The following is a 761-nucleotide window of genomic DNA, read 5'->3' as shown; positions in this document are numbered from 1 at the left end:
TTGAGTGTCTCATTATAGAACCACTCAAGATGGCCATCCTCCATCGTCTCAATATCGTTCGGCTTAGTCACATATTTTGTGACCTCATCAACAGACTCAAGAGTTCCCGCATCCTTAACAATGCACGACATCCTCTCMCGAACATCAGCAAGAAAATCCTGCCAGCCGATCCCCTTCAAATACGGCAGATCAAAGAGGATATTCATATGCATGTTAAGGGTTTCATGATCCTCATTATGAGTGAACTCAGTCCCCCTGAAATACAGATTTGAACCATATTTTTGATTGAGCCAACGGAAGCAATCAGAGAGCTTGCGTGTCCATTTCCTATGCTCCGCCTTGAGGTCATCATATATGCGGACGTTCTCACCGCAGGTGATAACCATGTACCGCAGATACTTCCCCTTATTCGGGAGAATGTTATCAATCCAATAGGTCAGCTCATTCCTCAACTGGCGACGCTCAGCAACAGCAACAGCAGGAATGAACATGATATGCCTAAACTGTTCATCCATCTGCTTAGCTAATCCAGACAGCAAACCCACCTTGAAAAAGGTGCCATCCTGCTTCTTACGCCTAGACGGAATCCCCAGACCTTCAAGCCTGTCAGCAATGCGATCAGATTGAAGCCTTATGGCCTCATCCCTGCCAATGCKTTCAAGATGTTTAAACACATCAACCTTGTTCCCACTGTTGCGACGAAGAAGCTCATAAAAACCTATCCGAGAAGATGACTCACACCCATTCTCAGACGGTCCTGC

General features: G+C 46.1%; 1 protein-coding gene. It reads right to left on the bottom strand.

Annotated elements, in window-relative coordinates; genetic code table 11:
* On the bottom strand, positions 1 to 761 hold a 761-nt coding region (locus KP705_RS15645; RefSeq protein WP_215764845.1), incomplete at both ends, for a protein rep.

This window comes from Gluconobacter sp. P1D12_c, from assembly GCF_018812105.1.
GTDB lineage: Bacteria > Pseudomonadota > Alphaproteobacteria > Acetobacterales > Acetobacteraceae > Gluconobacter > Gluconobacter oxydans_A.
This window is presented reverse-complemented; position numbering and strand designations above follow the sequence as displayed.